Here is an 18,718-nt window from a genome sequence, read left to right as displayed (position 1 = left end):
TCACTCACCAGGCGTCGTCGACGCCGTAGGAGGCCAGGAACGCCTCCACCTCGGCCAGCGGCTCGCCGTACCCGAAGTTGCGGTAGGCGTACCCCTTCACGACCTGTGGCGCGCCCGCGTAGAACATCTCGTACTGGTGATGGCGCCCGCCGAACTCGCTGCCGACCGCATCCCAGGCGAGCTTGAACAGCTTCACGCGCTCCTCGGCGGGGACGCCCGGCGACTGGACGTACCGGTCGATGTCGGGGCGTGTAACGGGGTTGCGCAGCTCGGCGACCGACGACGGCAGCTGCAGTGCTCCGCCGCCGGTGAGGTCGCGCAGGATGCCGAGCACCCGCGGGTACAGCTCGGCCTGCATGGCCATCGCGCCATAGAGTGAGCGCGGCTGGGGTCGCCACATGCCGGCGTCGTCGGGTTCCGCCCCGTACTCGGCGGCGAGCACCGCCGACTCCACGAGGGACACGATCGCGGCGAGCTCCCCGAGCTTCTCCTGCGCCCCAGGGGTGAGGTCGGCACGGGTCGTCTGCGCGACCTTGCGCGCGATGCCGGCGAGGAAGCGCAGCTTCGCCGCGAACCTGATCTGCGCCTGCGAGTTGCCCAGGATGTGGGCTCCCGTGGCGAAGAACTGGCGGTGCACGCCGTCGACGTCCCGGTAGACGAAGACCCGCTCCCACGGCACGAACACGTCGGCGAAGACGACCAGCGCGTCGGACTCGTCGTAGCGGCTGCTCAGCGGGTAGTCGTAGTGGCTCGTCGCGGCGGGGGCGTACGGGCGCCGGCAGTACAGCTTGAGACCGGGTGCCGCGACCGGCACCACGAAGCCGAGCGCGAAGTCGCGGTCCTCCGGCGTCAACGGCTTGATGCAGGACACGAAGATCTCATCCGCGACCGCGGCCCCGGTCGCGAGCATCTGGGCACCGCGCACGACTATGCCGTCGTCGCGTTCCTCGACCACGCCGACCTGGATCAGGTCGTCACGCTCCGCGTGCGCGCCCGGGATCCGGGAGCCGTGCGGCGGGACGATGGCGTAGGAGACGTAGAGGCTGTCGCGCAGCAGCCGCTCGTAGTACGCGGTGACATTCGCGGAGAAGTCGTGTGTCTCGGACCGGAACGCCTCGGGATGGGCGGCGAAGCCGGCCAGGAACGATCCGACGTGATCGGGGCTCCGGCCCACCCAGCCGTGGGTGTGCCGCGCCCATGTCTCGATGGCCTTGCGCCGCAGAACCACCTGCTCGCGGCTTTGCGGGATGGAGTACACGAGGTTGGCGGGTCCGTCGATCTCCCTGGCGTACGCCGTCATCCCGCTCGCCGGATCAGCGGCGATGTCGTAGAGCTCCGACGTCGTCCGTGCGATCGGCGCGAACGCCGGGTGCTCGACGACGTCGCGGACCCGTTCGCCATCGACGTAGACCTCGCGCTCATCCGCGATCGCGGCCAGGTACTCCGATCCCTTGCGCATCGGCTCTCCCCTGTCTCTTTCCGCGTCAGCTCTCCGTCAGCTGGAACCAGGACTTGCCCAGGCGCTCCGTGGTCCTGGGGTCGGAGAAGTCGTGGTAGGTCATCTTCGAGTTGGCGGTGGCGACGAAGTCGCCGTCCTGCGTCCACAGCCTGGTCTCCGCGCCGAGGATGCCGTCGCCCGCGTAGCTGCCGACGGCATCCGCGAGCAGCCATTGCGCTTCCGGATGGAAGGTGTGGAAGTCGACGGTGAGGTTCATCGTCGGCGCGATGAACTGCAGCGGCGGCGTGAAGGGGTCCGCGACCGTCGCGAACTGCATCGCGGCGGTGATGATGGTGTGGCGGCAGGCATCGACCCACGGATCCTTGTGTCCCTCTCCGCAGGGCATGCGTTGCCAGCCCCGGATGTGCGCGTCTCGCCGCGGCGTGAACTTGAGCTCCTCCGTCGTGAGGTCCTCGACGCCCGGGTAATTGTGCGACCCCATCAGCCCCTTGATCATGCGGAACTCGAGCTGCTTCCAGAACGGCTCCTCGCCCATCAGCGCGAGCACGTCGTCGTCGAGGATGGTCGTCTCGAGGTCCTCCGGCGCGGGCGCCTGGGGAGCTGGCTGCCAGTTGAGGTTCGGCCCCATCTCGCCGGTGGGTGCTGCCGACACCAGCGCGACGAGGATGTCCTGGCCATCCTGGTTCATCCGTACCAGGTACGACCCCGCCCGATCGGTACTGCGTAGCGTCGTGACCTCGAGATCGGTGGGGCCGAGCTTCGCCTCGTTCAGGTAGTGGCACGACACGCTGACCGGCCGGGCCATCGTGCTCGGAGCGTGGGCCTGAGCCGCTCGTAGTGCGATCGAGGTCAGGTATCCACCGATGGGGACCCACATCTTCCAGTCTTCGACGATCTCGCCTCGGTACGTCCCGTCACCCGTCCGTTCGACCGCGGTTTGCCGCTCTAGATTCGCCATAGGGGACACCTACCACGCGTGAAATGCCCGCCGGTAGCAGCGCCTTTCGCGCGGGGCACCGGGGGTGACTGGGGTGTCGACCGTGATGTGGACTGCTGGGTGCCGACTGTGGGTCTGCCGCAGTTGGCCAGTTCTTCGCGTGTCCCACTTCTTCGCGTGTCCAGGAAATGGCGGGGTATGCGGGCGCGCGGGGTCTGCCCTTAACTACCGGCTGGGAGGATCGCATGAGCGTTGACGATGAAACCGGAGCGGATGCCCCGGCCCCGCCCCAGCCCGCGGCTCGGATTCGCGGGCTGCGGAAGACCTACGGCGATGTGGTCGCGCTCCAGGGCCTCGACCTCGACGTCGTGCCGGGGTCGGTGGTCGGTCTGATCGGGCCCAACGGTGCGGGGAAGACGACTGCCGTGCGGTGTATCGCCGGCCTGCTGAAGCCGGATGCCGGAGAGGTGAGTATCGCTCCGAGCACGACGCCGGGGAAGTCGCCGGTCGCAATCGCCGCCCAGGAGATCGAGTTGTATCCGGGGCTGTCCGTCGAGACGAACCTGATCTTCTTCAGCCGTCTGTCGGGGGTCGGCAACGTGGAGGAGGTGCTGGCGGAGCTGACCGCCGAACTCGCGCTCGAGTCGTTGCTCGGCAAGTTGCCCAAGGACCTGTCGATCGGGCAGCAGCGGCTGGTCCACGTCGCCGCGGCCCTGGTGGCGATGCCGGATCTGCTCATCCTCGATGAGCCGACGGCCGCACTCGACGTAGGCGCACGTGGGATGCTGCTCGACGCGGTGGCGCGGCGTCGCTCGGAGGGTGTCGCGGTGCTGCTGTCCAGCCATCAGCTGCAAGAAGTCGAAACCGCCTGCGACTCGATAGTGATGATCAATCATGGCGCGGTCATCGCCGTCGGGGACGTCGACGACCTGATCGCCAAGCACGGTGGCGGCCGGATCGAGATGACCGTGGACGGGGAGCAGCGGGTGGTCGACGGCGACGACGTAGCCGCGGCGATCGCTCAGGTGACGGCCGGCGGCGGCAGGCTGGAAGCCGTGAACGTCGTCAAACCATCACTGGAGACGGTGTTCATGAGCCTTACCGGTATGCGAAGCACGGATGTCGAGGCGTCCTGACCGTGGCTGGATACCACGAGTACCTGGAACTTGACCAGCTGCTCAGCTTGCAGCGGCCCCGCACCGGGCACATCGAGACCGAACTGCCCTTCATCGTGGTGCATCAGGTCAGCGAGCTGTGGTTCAAATTGATCATCGAGGACATCAAGGGCACGATCGATGCCCTCGGTGCCGACGACGTGGGTGCGGCCCTCCGCCGGCTGAACCGCGTTCATGAGGTGGAACGGCTGCTGATCGACCAGTTCGTGCTGATCGACCAGCTGCCGCCGGGAGGTTTCGGCGTGCTCCGGCCGGCCCTGGCCAGCGCCTCCGCCGCGGAGTCACGGCAGTTCGCCATCATCGAGCGGCTCTCGTGCCCGCCTTCCGGTTGCGGAGCTCCGGCCACTCTCCCGGCCGCGGATCTGTGGTCGGCGCTGTGCCTGCGTGCCCAGGGCGACGGCCACGACATGCCCACCGACGACACGGAAGAGGCCCGTGCCCGGCGGGCGCGCACCCTCGTGGACATCTACCGGCAGGCAGGCCCCATGTCCGCGGTCTGCGAAGCATTGCTCGACCACGACCAGGCGTTCTGTATCTGGCGGCAGCGGCACTCCCTTGCCGTGGCCCGGCAGATCGGCAACGCTCCCGGCACCGGCGGCACGGCCGGTCTCGCGTATCTGGAGCACCGTTGCAGCCGTCGGTTCTACCCCGATCTGTGGTTGATCCGCGCTGATCTCCAGATCTCAGGTTGATCAAGAGGCGACATGTCATGATCGTCCGACCCAAGATCGAGTTGTACGCCGAAGAGCAGACGAGCGTGCCGTCGCCGCTGCTCGCGAGGGTGGCCGCCACCACCAGAGCGACGATGGAACGGCCCGAGATGATGATCGGCCCGGTCGAGGGCGCTCTGCTCGCCATGCTGGTCGCGATGGTGCGCCCGCAGCGCATCCTGGAGATCGGCACGTTCACGGGCTACTCCGCGCTGTGCATGGCCGAGGCCATGCCCCCCGGCTGCCGGATCGTGACTCTCGAGGCCGACGCGCGGACTGCCGCGATCGCCCGCGAGCACATCGCCGCCTCGCCGTACGCGGATCGGATCGAGATTTGGGAAGGGCTGGCCCTCGACGCCCTGCCCAAGCTGGAGGGGCCCTTCGACCTGGTTTTCCTCGATGCGGACAGGCCGTCCTACATCCGGTATCTCGACCTGCTGGTCCCGCTGCTCGGCGAGCACGGCTTCATCGTGGTCGACAATGTGCTGCATTTCGCCCTCACCCCGGACCCCGTGGAGGCTGCGGCCGTCCACGCCTTCAACGCCCATGTGGCGAGCCGCGCCGACCTCGCCCAGGTGGTGCTGACGGTCCGCGCAGGAGTGATGCTGGTCCGCCGCGCTGTGACCTGAGCGAGCCCCTCGACGTCCTGACCGAACCACCGCGAAGCCCCAACCACCCCGACGCCCGAGCCGCCAGACGATGAGGACGGGAGTTCACGTGACCCATGAACCCGAAGCTGTTGCGACACCCGACGTGACCTCCGACCTCGCGGTGGGCGTGTCCGACACAGCCACAGAGCAACTCGCCCGCCTGCACGCTCCCAGGCCGGCGCCCTCATCCCTGCCGGCGGGCACCTTCATCCCGCAGCTCGGCGGATTCACCGTGTGGTCGCAGGGCGTGCTCCGCAGCGCCGGATTCCCGATCAGCGGTCTGCTCGAACTCGGTGACGCCGACTATGCCGCGGCCGTGGACCGCTCGATCGACGGGGCCGGCGAAGGCCTGGAGGCGGTGGCCGCCCGTGCCGGCGCGCGGCAGGCCGAGCTGCTCCGCCGCATCGCTCGCCGCAGCGACTTCCAGGAGGCCATGAGCTGGCAGAACCCCGACCTCGTCGAGCCAATGATCGTCAAGCTCGGCACGCTGGGCCCCGACGCCACGAACAACCACCGGCTGCGTAAGCGGCAGCGGCTCGTGGCCAATTACTGGGCCCGGTACTGCGCGAAGAACGAGACGATCGGCTTCTTCGGCCCGGTGAGCTGGTTCAGCCTCCGAACGGGCGGGGAGGCGCTGCGCATGCGACCGGGCCCCGCCACGGTCGCACACGGTGAGCTCTTCCTGGAGCCCTGGGCCGTCGACGTGCTGGCGGCGACCATCTCCGCGGATCCCGAGGTGCGTCCGTGGATCGCACCTCGCCACCACCCCACCGTCCACGTTTCCGGCTCGCACGCCCGGACCATGGCCGGCCCCGTCGTGCTTTCCGACGACGAGGCCCGGATGATGGCCCTCCTGGACGGCGGGCGGCGCACCGCGCGGGAGATAGCCGCCGAGTTCGGCTCCGATCCCGCGGATCCCTCCACTGCCTACGCCCTGCTGGACCAGCTGGTCGACAAGGGGCTGGTGATGTGGAACCTGGAACCGCCACTGATGCACAACGCGGAACGCGAGCTGCGCAGGTACCTCGACGCCATCGGTGACGCCGAGGTCCGCAAGCGGGCGACCGAGAAGCTGGACCGGATCGAAGAGGCGCGTGACGCGCTCGCCGGCTACCGCGACCTGGCCGACCTGCTCCGCCTGAATCAGCGCCTGGAGGAGGAGTTCACGACGCTGACCGGAGTCGATCCGATGCGGCGTCCCGGTCAGACGTACGGTGGGCGGCGGCTGACCTACCTCGAATGCGCCCGGGACGTGGAGGTGTCGTTCGGGCCTCAGGTGCTGGAGTCCTGCGCCGTCCCGATGTCGCTGCTGCTGACGAGCGCCCGCTGGTTCGTGAGCGAGGCGGCGAGGCGGGTGCGGGCTGTGGTCTCCGAAGGGTTCGACGCGCTGGGCGTCGAGACCGTCGGCCTGTCCGAGCTGGTGTTCTCCTGCGCGGACAAGCTCTTCACCCCCGGCGACCGCCCGATGGACCACCTGGTGCGCGAGTTCGCCACGCGCTGGCGCGCGATCCTCGGCCTGGACGCCGACGCCCACGTGGTGACCTACACCAGCGACGAGATCCGCGGGCAGGTCGAGGAATCCTTCGCGGGCGGAGCCCCGGACTGGGGGTTCGCCTGGACTCACAGCGTGGACCTGCTCATCGCGGCACGCGGACAGGAGGCGTTCGCGCGGGGCGAGTTCCAGCCCGTGGTCGGTGAGCTCCACGTCGGCTACTGCCCGTTCGAGAGTCCCGTCTTCGCCTGGGGGCACCCCGACATCGACGGGCTGCGGGACATGCTGGCGGAGATCGTCCCCGACGACCGGGTGATGCTCAGCCCGGTCAAGGACTTCCCCCGGGTGACCGCGCGGACCTACCCGTGGGTCAACAACGACCGCGACTGGTGGCTGTGCGTGTCCCCGTTCCCGCCACGCGGTTCCGACCGGCTGCTGCCGCTGGGCGGGCTGGAGGTACGCCGCGACGGGGACAGGGTGGTCACCGGACTGCCCGGCACGGACAAGTGGTTCGACATCGCCGACGTCCACGGCTCGTGGTTGATGTACGAGTTCATGGACGTGTTCAAGCAGGTGACCCGGGGATACGATCACACGCCCCGGACGGTCGTGGACAACACGGTGGTGTTCCGCGAGACATGGTCGTTCCGGGTCGCGGAGCTGGAGTGGATCTCCGTGCGCAGCGATCCCGAGCACTTCCTGGCCGCTCGGCGCTGGCGGCGGGACCACGACCTGCCGGAGACCGTATTCGCCGCCATCAGCTCGGAGAGCAAACCGGTGTTCGTGGACTTCCGCAGCGAGGTGCAGGTGGCCAACCTGGCCAGGGTCCTGCGGGCCGCCGCCGCCGGCGAGGACGCGTCGATGACCATCACCGAGATGCTGCCCGCGCCGGGGGAGTCGTGGCTGGCCGACGCCGACGGGAACAGCTACACCGCGGAGCTGCGGCTGCTGTTCGTGGACCGCAGGGCGGACGGTTAACGCATGCGAGGGTCACGACCGACTGAGCGATTTCTCCACTCGAACACCGGCGCCGGTGCGTTCTACAGTGCTCCCCGGACACGCGAGGAGGAAGGCGTGTGAGCGAGATCGGGTCAGACGCGGGCCCCGTCGAACTGGTCGATCGGCTGGAGGCGGTGGGCGTCCAGCTGTGGGTGGAAGCCGGTCAGCTCCGATTCCGCGCGCCGCGCGGTGTGCTGACCGAGGAGGACAAGGCCGAGCTGCGGCGGCACCGGTCCACGCTGCTGGAGTATCTGAGCGAAGACGTCGGCCCGGCTCTCCTCGTGGCGGACCCGGACCACGCCGGCGATCCCTTCCCGCTGACCGACATGCAAACCGCCTATCTGCTGGGGCGAAGCCACGGCTTGGACTACGGCGGTGTGGGCTGTCAGGTCTATCTCGAAGCCGACCTCGCCGACGCGGAACCGCGACGCTTGTCGGCTGCCTGGCGGCAGCTGATCGAACGGCACCCGATGCTGCGGGCAGTCGTCGACGAGCGCGGATTCCAGCAGATCCTGCCGGACGTTCCCCACTTCGAGATCCCGGTTTCTGACCTGCGCTCCACGCCCCCGGCCGCGGCGGCCGAGGACGTGGCCGCGGTCCGGGAGCAGCTGTGCAGCCGCTCATATGAGCCAGGCCGCTGGCCGATGTTCGACGTCAGGTTGTCGCTGACAGCGGAGCGATCGGTGCTGCACCTCTCGTTCGACCTGTTGATCGCCGACTTCATGAGCGTCCAGCTGCTGCTGGATGAGCTGCATCAGCTCTATCACGCCCCCGATGAACCCTTGCCCGCGCTGGATCTCACGTTCCGTGATTACCTGGCGGCGCAGCTGCGCCTCGCCGGTCGGCGAGGCTACCGCCGCGCGCGTGACTACTGGTGGGCGCGTATCGATGACCTTCCGCCGGCGCCGAAGCTGCCGGTACGGGCCGACCTGCGAAAGCGCGGGCACGCCCGCTTCCATCGATGGCAGACGCGGTTGGACCCCGCGCGCTGGCGGCGGCTGCGGGAACTGACCGCAGGCCACGGGCTGACGCCGTCGGGCGTCGTGCTGGCCGCCTACGCGGAGACGATCGACCGCTGGACGTCGCAGGACGGCTTCACGCTCGGCGTCACCCTGCTCAACCGGCTGCCTGTGCATCCGCGGGTGGGACGGATCGTCGGGGACTTCTCCTCCGTGGGCCTGCTTGAAGTACGGCCGTGTGCCGAGGACTCCTTCACGGACAGAGCACGCGCGTTGCAGTCGCAGCTCTGGATGGACCTGGACCACCTGGCCTGCTCCGGCGTCGAGGTGTTGCGTGAACTCGGCTCGCGCCGGGGGCGGACCGAGGCGCTGATGCCGATCGTCTACACCAGCGCCATCGCGCTCGACGAGGAGTCGCAGTTCTGGCGCGACGCCACGCTGGTGCACGGGCTGACCCAGACCCCGCAGGTGTGGATCGACTGTCAGACGCTCGTGGCCAACGACGCCTTGCTCGTCAACTGGGACGTTCGTGCGGGGATCTTCCCGGACGGGCTGATCGACGACATGTTCGCGGCTTTCGAGCGGTTGCTTCATGGCCTGGCGGACGAGGACGACCTCTGGGATCGGCCGGTGCTGATGCCGCTGCCGCAGGCTCAGGCCGAGCGCCGCCGCGCGGCGAACGCGACCGCCTCGCCCGGGCTTCCCGCGCACCGGCTGCTTCATGAGCCCGTCGTACGGCAGGCCCTTCGCACACCCGATCTCCCCGCCGTCGCCGGCTCATGGGGAAGCCTGAGCTACGACGTCGTTCTCCGCCGGGCGGCGAGCCTCGCCATCGAGCTGGCAGGCAGGGGCGCCCGGCCGGACACGCCGGTGGCGGTGATCTCCGACCGCAGCCCGGACCAGCTCATCGGCGTGCTCGGCATCCTGCTCGCCGGCGCTCCCTATCTGCCGATCGACACCAACCAGCCGGCCGCGCGGCGCGACCGGATGTTGTCCGATGCCGGCGTCACGACAGCGGTGACCCAGGAGCACCTCCGCGAAGGGATGTCGTGGCCGGAGGGACTGGACGTCGTCGCCGTCGACGCGCCTGGCGGACGTGAGACGGACCTGGACCTCGAGTCGTTCTGCCGTGAGGCGCTCACGCGGCCCGTCCCCGACATCGCCTACGTCGTCTACACCTCCGGCTCGACCGGGTCGCCGAAAGGCGTGTGCGTCAGCCACCGAAGCGCGCTGAACACGGTGGAGGACGTGAATCGGCGCTTCGACGTCGGTCCGGACGACAGGATCCTCGGGCTGGCGAACCTCGGTTTCGACCTCTCGGTCTACGACATGTTCGGGCCGCTCGCCGTCGGCGGCTGCCTGGTCCTGCCCGACCACGAGCGGCGCGGCCTGCCCGCGCACTGGGGAGAGCTGATCGCTCAGCACCGGGTGACGCTGTGGAACTCGGTGCCCGCCCACCTGCAGATGATGGCCGACTTCCTGTCCGCCTCCGGCGCCGACATCTCGTCCTTGCGCCTCGCGCTCCTGTCCGGCGACTGGATCCCCGTCAGCCTGCCCGACCGGATCCGCCGTCTCGTTCCCGATCTCGAACTGATCAGCCTCGGCGGGGCGACAGAAGGGTCGATCTGGTCGATCTACTATCCGATCGGCGCGGTCGAGGACGGGTGGCGCAGCGTGCCGTACGGCAAACCGCTGTCGAACCAGCAGATGCACGTGCTCGACCGGCGATGGCAGTCATGTCCGGACGGCGTGCAGGGGGAGATCTACATCGGCGGCGCGGGTGTCGCCGAGGGCTATCTCGACCCGGAGCGTACGGCGGAGCGGTTCGTCGAGCATCCGGGGACCGGTGAGCGGCTGTACCGCACCGGCGATCTGGGCCGCTACCTGCCGGACGGGAACATCGAATTCCTCGGCAGGGAGGACAACCAGGTCAAGATCCGGGGGCATCGGATCGAGCTCGCCGAGGTCGAGGCCGCGCTGGTCGCCGATCCTCAGGTCGGCAACGCCGCCGTGATCGTGGACAACGCCGCGGATCAGCGGCTGGTCGCGTTCGTCCAGCCCGCCTCGCAAGCCCCGGGCACCGAGCTCGCGGCCGTGGTGACCGAGACGGCCGCCGCATCCGCTGACGCCGGAACCCCGGGCGTCGACCGCGGGCAGTACGTCGCCTATCTGCGGCGGTTGGACGAGCTCGCGTTGCTGTGCATGCTGCGCGCGTTCCAGCGCGATGGCCTGTTCCAGGAGCCGGGGGAGGCGCACTCGCTGGAGCAGATCCTCGCCGGGACGCAGGCGCCGCCACAGGCGCATCGGGTGGTGCGGCGCTGGGTCCGGGTGCTGACCGACCACGGCCTGCTGGTCAGGGAGGGGGCCGACCGCTATCGCGCGGCCCTGCAGGTGGAACCGGCCGCCATAGCGGCGGGCTGGCGCGAGGTGGACGACCTGGTCATGCGGTTGGACCCGGCCTCGGCGAAGGTCCACGACTACTTCAAAGCGTCCACCGAGAGCCTGCCGGAGGTACTGAAGAGCGGGGGAGACGACGCGGTTCAGCTGCTGTTCCCCGAGGGCCGGGTGGACATCGGCGAGTCGCTGTACAACGTGACCCTCTTCAACCGCTGGGCCAACACGGTCCTCACCTCGGCGGTCACCGCCGTCGCCGCGGCGGCCTCCAAGCCGCTGCGTATCCTCGAGATCGGCGCCGGGGTCGGCGGCACCAGCATGGACGTCATCCCGGCGCTGGCCGCGTTCGACGTCGAATACGTCTTCACCGACCTGTCCCAGTTCTTCCTCAACCGGGCCAAGGAGACCTTCGGGGAGTACCCCTGGGTGCGCTATGCGGTCCTGGACATCAACACCGACTTCCGCGCCCAGGGGTTCTCGCCCAACTCCTTCGACGTCATCGTGCTCGGCGACGTCTTCCACGCGACCAGGCATGTCGGCGAGAGCATCGCGGCGGTGCGCGAGCTGCTGGCTCCGGAAGGCTGGTTGTTGTTCGCGGAGATGACACGCGACCACTACCAGATCATGACCTCGATGGAGCTCCTGCTCGGCCAGGGCGATGACTTCGCCGACATGAGACGCGGCCGGGACCAGACGTTCGTGCCGCACCAGGACTGGCTGTCGCTGCTCGGCGACGACCTCGTGTTCGCCTTCCCCTCGCAGGACGACGCCTTCACCGAGATCGGGCTGTACGTCTACGGCTGCCAGGTCAAGACCGATCGGGTGCCGCTGCGGCCGCAACAGGTCACGGAAGCCGCTGCCGGGCGGCTGCCGCCCGCGATGGTGCCCAGCCTGGTGCAGATCCTGGACCGGCTGCCGGTGTCCGCCACCGGGAAAGTCGACAGGGACGGGTTGCGCGCCCTGATCCCCAGGCTGGCCACGGCCGCCCAGGCGTCGGCCGACCAGCCGGCCGACGATCTCGAGCGTCGGATAGCGGCCCTGCTCGGCCAGGTGCTCAACCTGCCGGCCGTGGGACGCTCCCCAGGCTTCTACGAGCTCGGCGGGGACTCCTTGCTCGCCGCGCAGGCGGCCGGGCAGTTGATCGAGGAGGTTCCGGAGGCGAAGCCGCTGCCCTTCAACACGCTGCTGCGCATCCTTCTGGAGGGGCCGTCAGTCATGGTTCTGGCCGCGCACCTACGAGACGGCCCATGAGCGCGATCGGGGTCATCGGCGGGTACGGCTCCGCCGGCCGCGCCACGGTGGCGCAGCTACGGGCCTGGGGACTGGGCCCGGTCGTGGTCGCGGGCCGGGATCCGGAGCGGGCGGATGCCGTGATCGACGCGGACGATCCGGCCGTGCTGGAGCGGTTCTGCGCGTCGCTGCGGCTGGTCGTCAACTGCACCGGGTCGCCGCCCGCGAACAGGGTGCCGGTAGCCGAGGCGGCGGCGAAGGCCGGCATCCCCTACATCGACCCGGACGGGGACGAGCCGCTTCACGAGCTGCTGTCGGGTACCGCCTATGCGCAGCCGGTCGTGTTGTCGGCCGGCATGCTGCCCGGCCTGACCGGGCTGCTGCCACGCCTGCTCGTGGCGGGACCGGGGCGTCGGCTGGTCTGCTATGCCGGTGGGCAGGACCGGTTCACGATCGCCGCGGCCGCCGACTACCTGGCCGCGGTGAGCAGGTCGGCCGGCCGTACGTTCGCCGTGTGGCGGGGCGGATCCCGGGTGGAGCGAGCCGGCGTCCCCGTCATCGAGGGGGAGGTTCCGTACTTCTCAGAACCGGCGAGCGGCGTGCCGTTCCTGAGTCCCGAGATGGAGCGGCTCGCACGTCGCCTGGAGCTCGCCGAGCTGGTGTTCTACACCGTCTTTCCCGGTAGCCGGCTGCGGGCGGCCCTGGTCGCCCCGCAGCAGGGTTCGGTGGACGCGGAGGCCGTGGTCAGGGCCAGCGAGCTCGACGCCTTCGGGCGGTCGCGCTATCAGCGGATGGTGTTCCAGCTACGCGACGAGCCGTCGATGCCGACGATCGTGCTGTCGGGCAGGGGGTCCAGCGAACTGACCGGGGCGACCGCGGCGATGGCGGCCCTGGCCGTACTGGAGGGCGCGGTTGCCCCTGGCCTGCATTTCGCGGCCGACGTGCTCGATCCGGCATGGGCGGTTGAGCGGCTGCTCGATGCCGACGCCGTGACCGGGTTACGGGTATTCGACGCCGGGGCCACGGCGGATTCGCCGGAGGCGGAGGAGGGCACCATATGACCGGGAGCGTCACCCTGCCACCGAAGTACGACGCGGTGGAGCTCGCGGATCTCGACGACCCGTATCCCGTCTACCGGCGGCTCCGCGAGGCCGGGCCGTTGTGCCGGGGCGGCCCGGCGCAGTGGGTGGTGACCAGGTACGCCGATGTGGCAGCGCTGGTCGGTGACGCCCGGCTCGGCGCGCAGTTCGACCGGGCCTACCATCGGATCGCGCTCGGCGAGGGGCCGCTGGCGGACTTCTTCGGGCGCGTCATGTTGAACAGCGACCCGCCGGTGCACACGGTCCTGCGCCGCCTCCTCGGCCGCGAGTTCACCACCCCGGCGGTGCGACAGCGGCGACGCCGCATCGACATGATGGTCGACGACCTGCTCGCGCCGGTCGCCGACGAGGGCCGGTTCGACGCGGTGACGGATCTGGCCGACAAGCTGCCGATCCGGGTGCTGGCAGAGTTCGTGGGGGTGGAAGCGGAGGACATCGATGAAATACGTCCTCGGGCGAGGACGCTGTCGCAGGCCTTCGCCACCTACCTTCCCGAATCCGGGCGAGCGGCGACCGTCGAGGCGCTGGTGTGGATGCGGGAGCTGGTGGCCGCCATGTTCGAAGCGAGGCGACGCGTCCCCGGCGACGACCTGATCTCGCGGCTGTGCGAGGTCGATCAGGCGACGGCCGACCGGCAGGCCCTGATCGACAACGTGGTGTTCCTGCTGTTCGCCGGCTTCGCGACGACGACCGACCTGCTGTCGAACGGCTGCGCGGCGCTCGCGGCCCGCCCGGACCAGCTGGTGATCCTTCGCGCCGACGCCGATCTGGTTCCCAGGGCGGTCGAAGAGCTGCTGAGGTTCGATGCGCCCGTCCAGGTGAAGAGCAGGCTGGTGCATCAGCCGATCGAGATCGGCGGGCGGGTGATCCGGCCAGGCCGGGTGCTGGTCCTGCAGCTGGGCTCGGCCAACCACGACGAGACGCGCTTCGAACGACCGGGCGAGCTGGATGTGACCCGCCACCCCAACCCGCACCTGAGCTTCGGAGGCGGCGGGATCCACCTGTGCCTCGGCGCCGCGCTGGCCCGGGCAGAGGCGGCGTCGGTGTTCACGTTCATCGCCCGGCGCTTCGCGCGCATGGAGCCCGAGGGGCCCGCCGTACGCCGGTTCAGTCCGAACTTCCGCTCCTACCTCAGCGTGCCGCTTCGGGTGACCCCGTCCTGACCGGGGGGAGGATCTCGGCTCCTTCGAGGTCTCCGGCGACGTAGGCCGCCCACATCTCCCGGCGCTTGGGCTTGCCGCTCGTCGTCCGCGAGATCGATCGGCGTGGGACGTCGAGCAGGACGTTCGCCGCGTGCTCCGTCATGCGCCGCAGGGTCGCCGAGGTCGCGGCGACCCATTCGGCCGTGGGCCGTTCGAGGAGGACCACACCCGTCGCGCCGTTCGCGGACGAGCCGAGCAGGACGGCCATGCGCAACCGCGGCACGCCGGCCTCGGCCAGCGCGCTTTCGATGTCCTCGGCGAAAACGGTGCGGCCGCGGACCTTCATGGCGTCGCCGAGACGGCCGATGACGAACAGCCGCCCGTCGTCCATGAAGCCCGCGTCGCCGGTCCAGAGCACGCCGTCGCGCCATTCTGTGAGGCCGGCGGAGTCCTCGTCGGCGGGGCTCGTCGAGTCTCCGTCCCGGACGTACCCCTCGGCCACCGAGGCGCCGCGTACCATGATCTGCCCCACATGCCGCTCCGGCAGCGGTCCGCCCGCTTCGTCCACGACCGCGACGTCGACGCCGCCCAAGGCGCGCCCGCACCCGACCACCCGGCGCACGGTGTCGCCCGCCGACGTCACCGGCTTGCCGAGCCACACCTCCTGGGGCACGACCGGAATCGTCGCGACGTCCTCGCGGAGCGCCACTCCGGTGACGGCGAGAGTCGCCTCCGCCAGGCCGTACGCCGGCAGGAGCGAGCGCCGGCCGAATCCGGCCGGTCCCATCAGCGCCATGAACCGGTCGAGCAGGTCGATGTCGATGCGCTCCGCACCGATGATCAGGGCGCGCCAGCCGGAGAAGTCCAGCCCGGCGAGCGACTGTGGCGACAGCCGCCGGAGGATGTATTCGAGGCCGAACGGCGGCATCGCGGTCATCGTGGCGCCGTGCGCGCCGAAGCAGGCCAGGTAGCTGGCCGGGTCGCGGATGAAGTCGGCCGGCTCAAGCAGCCACAGGTCGCGCTGCCGGCTGACGGGTGTCAGCAGGCACCCGATCAACCCCATGTCGTGATGCACCGGCAGCCACGACGCGGTGGCGTCGCCCTCCCGCATCTCCAGCCAGTCGCTGATCGCGGTGACGTTGGCGGCGAGTGCTGAGACCTGCACCCGCACGCCCTTCACCCGCCCGCTCGACCCCGAGGTGAACTGCAGCAGCCCCGCGCTCGCCGGCGGTCCTTCCGCGCCGCCGCCGACGGCGGCGAGCTCGGCCGCCGTGTGGACCCGGCCGTCGAACTCCAGCCGCTCCACGAGGTTGGCGGCGGTGACCACCAGGGCCGGCCGCGCGACCTCGATGATCGCGCGGAGGTGCCACGCGTACAGCTGGGAGTTCTGGAAGAGGTACGGCGGTGCGACAGGGCACGGGATCGCGCCGGCGAGCATGATGCCGTACAGCGTCGCGACGAAGTCCGGCCCGGTGCGCTCGATGATGACGACCCGGTCGTCGTGCCGGACGCCCGCCGCGGCCAGCCCTCCGGCGATCTTGCGGGTGAGCGTCGCGAGCTGCGCGTAGGTCCACCGCTCCCACTCACCGTCTCGTAGGAACCGGATGCCCACATGTGGCGAAGGCGCATCGATCCAGGAGATCAGTGGATTGGCGATCACTTCGGGCACTTCCTTCGTGGAGTCGGCCGCGGGCGATGCTCGTGCGTTAGAGGCAGGATGTCGGATCGGCGGCCGTTGAGGCATCATGGCCGCTGAACGGTCCGCTGTCGCGAGGCCCGCCGGGGCCGGGCGATGTCATGAGAACGGTGGCGAGATCTGAATGAGCAGTGAAGCCAAGGCCGATCAAGACGTTCGGGCGAAAGTCCGATCGATCATCATCCAGGTGGCGCCGAACCCCGAGGGGGTCCGGGCGGACGAGACCAGGCTGGTCGAGGACCTCGGATACCATTCGCTCGCTCTGCTCGAACTGGGCTTCACCATGGAGGACGAGTTCGACCTGCCGCCGCTCGACCAGTCGCAGGTGCAGCACATCACCACGGTCGAGGAGGTCGAGGACCTGGTGCTCGACCTGTTGCGGGGCAGCGCGACCCTCGGCTGAGCCCGGCGTCAGCGGAGGAACGAACCGGCGTCGAGATCGATGGCATGCATGCCGTGCCTGTTCGCCATCGTCGCGAACAGGCCGTCGCCGCGATCGGTCCTGACGACCAGCGCGGCGGCGACGATGCTGGTGAGCAGGCCTCCGAAGGCGTACCGGCGATAGTCGCGCCAGCAAGTGTCGAATGACAGGTCGACGCCGTGGTCTCCTAGGGAGCGAACGTACCGGCGCACCACGGCCCGCTCGATCGCCCGCCGCCGCTGGGGGTCGACGCTGCCACCGAGGAAGTAGGCGAGATCGGTGGCCGCGGGCTCGTGCGCCGCGGTCTGCCAGTCCAGCACCGTGATCTGGCCCGTGCCCACGATGAGGTTGTCGGCACGGAAGTCACCGTGGACCACCGTGCGGGGACCCGGGCGCTCGCGTAGGTAGCGCTCGACTCTCGGTACGAAGAAATCGAGGAGATCGACGACCCGGGTGTCCAGCCGGTCCCCGAACCGGCGCAGGAAGCGCGGGTACAGCCGCTGGACCAGGGAGGCCATCCAGGCGGCGTCGGGACCGTCGTGGCGCGGCAGCCAGGTGAGCGCCGCGAGCGCGGGGTCGCCCCACATGGGCCCGTGCAGCGCCGCGAGCTGGTCCACGGCACGGTTCACCTCGTCGGGATCGCATCCAGCGAGCTGGTCGGCGACGTGGCCGCCGGCCGAATCCTCCAGGAGCAACGTGAACGCCCGGGTCCGCTCGTCATAGCAGGAGAGGTAACAGCGCGGGCTGCGCACCGGGAGCCGCGGCGCGAGGTGCTGATAGAAGCGCGCCTCGATCTCGTAGGCGCGGGTGACCTTGGCCGCCGTACGGCTCGCCGGCGAGGCCGCCGCGAGCTTGGCTATGGCGGTGACCGGCCCGGCTCCCTCGGGCTGGTAACTCAACCGCAGCCGGTAGGTGTCCGCCATCTGGCCGGTGCCCACCGCGGTGGCGTCGACGGTGGTCACCCGGGCGGAACCGATCCATGCGGACAGGGCGGCCGAGCACCATCGCGGAGTCATCTCCTCGACGGATCGCAGTGCTCTCACAGGACGAGAGGCAGTTCATACAGCCCGCGCAGCCCGGCGGCGGGCTTCCACCTCAACCGGCTCGCATCGCCGCGGAAGCCGGGGAAGCGCTCCAGCAATCGCGACAGCGCCACCGCCCCTTCGATCCGGGCCAGCCAAGGGCCGGCGCAGTAATGCGAGCCCAGGGCGAATCCGAGGTGCCGGTTGTCGGTGCGGGCAAGGTCGAGCCGCCGCGGATCCGCGAACTCCTCGGGATCGTTGTTCGCGGCTCCGATCAGCACGGTGACCGCCCGCGTGGCGGGAACCCGCACGCCTGCGATCTCCAGGTCCTCTCCGGCGATCCGCCACACCGCCTGGATCGGCGACTCGTAGCGGACGAACTCTTCGATCGCGGCCGGCATCAGTTCCGGCCCTCCGGCCAGTCGCACCCTTTGATCGGGGAAGCGCAGCAGGCATGCCACGGCGTTCCCGATGAGGTTTGTGATCACCTCGTGCCCGGCGATCATGAGCAACATGATCAGGACCCGTAGCTGGACGTCGTCGAACTCCCCGTCGCGGTGGTGCTCCAGCAGCCGGGTGATCAGGTCGTCGCCCGGTTCGGCGCGCTTCCGGCGCAGCGTGTCGGCGACATATGGGTCGAACTGGTGGAAGGCGGCGTTCATTCGTGCGATGCCGGCGCCTTTGATCAGCGGGTCGACCAGCACGAGATAGCTGTCGGACCACTCCTGGAGCTTGCGCGCGTCCTGCGGCGGAAATCCGAGCAACTCGGCGGCGACGAGGATCGGCAGCTTGGCCGCGAAATCCTCGATCAGATCGATCTGGCCGCGGGCGGCGGCCTCATCGAGCAGCCTGTCCACCCAGAACTCCATCCGGGGGAGGAGCTCCGTGAGCCGCCGCTTGCCGAAGTCGTAGGCGATCGCCTTGCGCATGCGCTGGTGCACCTCGTCGGGCACCGCCCCCATCGTGTTGTCGAGCGCGTTCTCCTCCTCCTGGGTGAATCTGGCGAGGCGGAAGAACATGCGGCTGCGCAGGGAGCTGTCGGTCTTGCGGTTGGTGCCGTAGCGGCGATCGGCGAGCACCTCCGCCGCCAGCGCGTAGCTGCTGACCACGTAGGAGCCGGTCACCCTGCTGTGGTAGACCGGGGCGGCGGCACGCAGCCGGTCGAGCTGCCGGTACGGATCCCGGATGTAGGCCGGGTCGTACGGGTTGTACCGGCCGACGAGCGGACCCATCGGAAGCCGCCATTGCCGGTCCACCGCACGTTGGGCAAGTCCGAGCACAGGATGATCCCTTCTCGGCGGTCGCGGTACCCCTGCGTCAAGGATGGCCGTG

General features: G+C 69.7%; 13 protein-coding genes. 8 read left to right on the top strand and 5 right to left on the bottom strand.

Annotated features, from left to right (window positions below; translation table 11 throughout):
- Positions 1 to 4: 4 nt before the first annotated feature.
- Together ACIBHX_RS24070 and ACIBHX_RS24065 are read right to left on the bottom strand one after the other, a co-directional pair.
- The gene (locus ACIBHX_RS24070; protein ID WP_397069442.1) at positions 5 to 1,459 is read right to left on the bottom strand and encodes a 4-hydroxyphenylacetate 3-hydroxylase family protein; all 1,455 of its coding nucleotides are present in this window, start codon (positions 1,457 to 1,459) and stop codon (positions 5 to 7) included.
- A gap of 25 nt (positions 1,460 to 1,484) precedes the next feature.
- Entirely contained in the window at positions 1,485 to 2,417 is a 933-nt protein-coding gene (locus ACIBHX_RS24065) for a thioesterase family protein (RefSeq protein WP_397069441.1), read from the bottom strand.
- A gap of 167 nt (positions 2,418 to 2,584) precedes the next feature.
- On the opposite strand from ACIBHX_RS24065, the gene ACIBHX_RS24060 reads away from it, so the two are divergent.
- From ACIBHX_RS24060 to ACIBHX_RS24030, 7 genes are all read left to right on the top strand, one after another.
- Positions 2,585 to 3,532: an ABC transporter ATP-binding protein gene (locus ACIBHX_RS24060; RefSeq protein WP_397069440.1), complete on the top strand. Its 948-nt coding sequence runs from the start codon at positions 2,585 to 2,587 to the stop codon at positions 3,530 to 3,532.
- Between the two features lie 2 nt (positions 3,533 to 3,534).
- A complete protein-coding gene (locus ACIBHX_RS24055; RefSeq protein ID WP_397069439.1) occupies positions 3,535 to 4,263 on the top strand; it encodes a tryptophan 2,3-dioxygenase family protein in 729 nt (242 codons plus the stop codon).
- Between the two features lie 17 nt (positions 4,264 to 4,280).
- The gene (locus tag ACIBHX_RS24050; protein WP_397069438.1) at positions 4,281 to 4,910 is read left to right on the top strand and encodes an O-methyltransferase; all 630 of its coding nucleotides are present in this window, start codon (positions 4,281 to 4,283) and stop codon (positions 4,908 to 4,910) included.
- Between the two features lie 88 nt (positions 4,911 to 4,998).
- Positions 4,999 to 7,401: a lantibiotic dehydratase gene (locus ACIBHX_RS24045; RefSeq protein WP_397069437.1), complete on the top strand. Its 2,403-nt coding sequence runs from the start codon at positions 4,999 to 5,001 to the stop codon at positions 7,399 to 7,401.
- Between the two features lie 98 nt (positions 7,402 to 7,499).
- The gene (locus tag ACIBHX_RS24040; RefSeq protein ID WP_397069436.1) at positions 7,500 to 12,026 is read left to right on the top strand and encodes an amino acid adenylation domain-containing protein; all 4,527 of its coding nucleotides are present in this window, start codon (positions 7,500 to 7,502) and stop codon (positions 12,024 to 12,026) included.
- Complete coding sequence (locus tag ACIBHX_RS24035; RefSeq protein WP_397069435.1) at positions 12,023 to 13,066, top strand: saccharopine dehydrogenase NADP-binding domain-containing protein; 1,044 nt, start codon at positions 12,023 to 12,025, stop codon at positions 13,064 to 13,066. The genes ACIBHX_RS24040 and ACIBHX_RS24035 overlap by 4 nt, the downstream gene beginning before the upstream one ends.
- Positions 13,063 to 14,268, top strand: a complete 1,206-nt coding sequence (locus tag ACIBHX_RS24030; protein ID WP_397069434.1) for a cytochrome P450 — start codon at positions 13,063 to 13,065, stop codon at positions 14,266 to 14,268. Before ACIBHX_RS24035 ends, ACIBHX_RS24030 begins: the two co-directional genes overlap by 4 nt.
- Here ACIBHX_RS24030 and ACIBHX_RS24025 read toward each other — a convergent pair.
- On the bottom strand, positions 14,237 to 15,907 hold the full coding sequence (locus tag ACIBHX_RS24025; protein WP_397069433.1) for an AMP-binding protein: 1,671 nt from the start codon (positions 15,905 to 15,907) through the stop codon (positions 14,237 to 14,239). The genes ACIBHX_RS24030 and ACIBHX_RS24025 overlap by 32 nt on opposite strands.
- A 160-nt stretch (positions 15,908 to 16,067) precedes the next feature.
- On the opposite strand from ACIBHX_RS24025, the gene ACIBHX_RS24020 reads away from it, so the two are divergent.
- Positions 16,068 to 16,346, top strand: a complete 279-nt coding sequence (locus ACIBHX_RS24020) for an acyl carrier protein (RefSeq protein ID WP_397069432.1) — start codon at positions 16,068 to 16,070, stop codon at positions 16,344 to 16,346.
- 8 nt (positions 16,347 to 16,354) lie between these two features.
- Here the strand turns inward: ACIBHX_RS24020 and ACIBHX_RS24015 are convergent, their stop codons facing one another.
- Both ACIBHX_RS24015 and ACIBHX_RS24010 read right to left on the bottom strand, forming a co-directional pair.
- Positions 16,355 to 17,380: a phosphotransferase family protein gene (locus tag ACIBHX_RS24015; RefSeq protein ID WP_397069431.1), complete on the bottom strand. Its 1,026-nt coding sequence runs from the start codon at positions 17,378 to 17,380 to the stop codon at positions 16,355 to 16,357.
- A 23-nt stretch (positions 17,381 to 17,403) separates the two neighbouring features.
- Positions 17,404 to 18,618, bottom strand: a complete 1,215-nt coding sequence (locus ACIBHX_RS24010) for a cytochrome P450 (protein WP_397069430.1) — start codon at positions 18,616 to 18,618, stop codon at positions 17,404 to 17,406.
- Positions 18,619 to 18,718 lie beyond the last annotated feature (100 nt).

The organism is Nonomuraea sp. NPDC050536 (assembly GCF_044457685.1).
Taxonomy (GTDB): Bacteria; Actinomycetota; Actinomycetes; order Streptosporangiales; family Streptosporangiaceae; genus Nonomuraea.
Note: the sequence above shows the minus strand (reverse complement) of the source record. Positions and strands in the feature narration are given on the sequence as shown.

What these genes read in the sequence shown, in the direction of transcription:
- ACIBHX_RS24010 (WP_397069430.1), bottom strand. Translation starts at nt 18,618, where the DNA reads ATGGGTCCGCTCGTCGGCCGGTACAACCCGTACGACCCGGCCTACATC.
- ACIBHX_RS24020 (WP_397069432.1), top strand. Translation starts at nt 16,068, where the DNA reads ATGAGCAGTGAAGCCAAGGCCGATCAAGACGTTCGGGCGAAAGTCCGA.
- ACIBHX_RS24030 (WP_397069434.1), top strand. Translation starts at nt 13,063, where the DNA reads ATGACCGGGAGCGTCACCCTGCCACCGAAGTACGACGCGGTGGAGCTC.
- ACIBHX_RS24070 (WP_397069442.1), bottom strand. Translation starts at nt 1,459, where the DNA reads ATGCGCAAGGGATCGGAGTACCTGGCCGCGATCGCGGATGAGCGCGAG.
- ACIBHX_RS24015 (WP_397069431.1), bottom strand. Translation starts at nt 17,380, where the DNA reads ATGACTCCGCGATGGTGCTCGGCCGCCCTGTCCGCATGGATCGGTTCC.
- ACIBHX_RS24035 (WP_397069435.1), top strand. Translation starts at nt 12,023, where the DNA reads ATGAGCGCGATCGGGGTCATCGGCGGGTACGGCTCCGCCGGCCGCGCC.
- ACIBHX_RS24065 (WP_397069441.1), bottom strand. Translation starts at nt 2,417, where the DNA reads ATGGCGAATCTAGAGCGGCAAACCGCGGTCGAACGGACGGGTGACGGG.
- ACIBHX_RS24060 (WP_397069440.1), top strand. Translation starts at nt 2,585, where the DNA reads ATGGCGGGGTATGCGGGCGCGCGGGGTCTGCCCTTAACTACCGGCTGG.
- ACIBHX_RS24050 (WP_397069438.1), top strand. Translation starts at nt 4,281, where the DNA reads ATGATCGTCCGACCCAAGATCGAGTTGTACGCCGAAGAGCAGACGAGC.